This window comes from Streptomyces katrae, assembly GCF_000966975.1.
Taxonomy (GTDB): Bacteria; Actinomycetota; Actinomycetes; order Streptomycetales; family Streptomycetaceae; genus Streptomyces; species Streptomyces katrae.
Genome location: NZ_JZWV01001756.1, coordinates 1 through 298, shown reverse-complemented (window position 1 = coordinate 298; position 298 = coordinate 1). Strand labels below are relative to the sequence as shown.

1 protein-coding gene is annotated in these 298 nt (G+C 73.8%); it reads right to left on the bottom strand.

The annotated features are described in order from the left end of the window. Positions 1-298 (bottom strand): ParA family protein (locus tag VR44_RS40465; RefSeq protein WP_045952700.1); only part of this gene is annotated, 298 nt, incomplete at both ends.

Genomic DNA, 298 nt, shown 5'->3' with positions numbered 1-298 from the left:
CGGTCGCCGAGCCGGTCGTGCTGGATGGGGGCGATCAGGTCCTGGAGGGGGCCCTTGGCCTCGCCGGCCATGTGGCAGGTGAGGCTGTCGCCGCCGATGGGGAGGGGCTGCTGGCCGAGCTGCTTGGTGAGGTGGCCCTGGGGGTCGAAGTCGACGAGCAGGACGCGCATGCCCAGGCCCGGGAGGTCTTCCAGGTCCAGGGGGTTGGTGGGGTGGCCGCTCACGGGTTCCGCCGGGTCGGCGAGCTTCGCCAGTTGGCGGGCGACGCGGACCGGGTGCAGCGTCGAGGGGTCCTCGG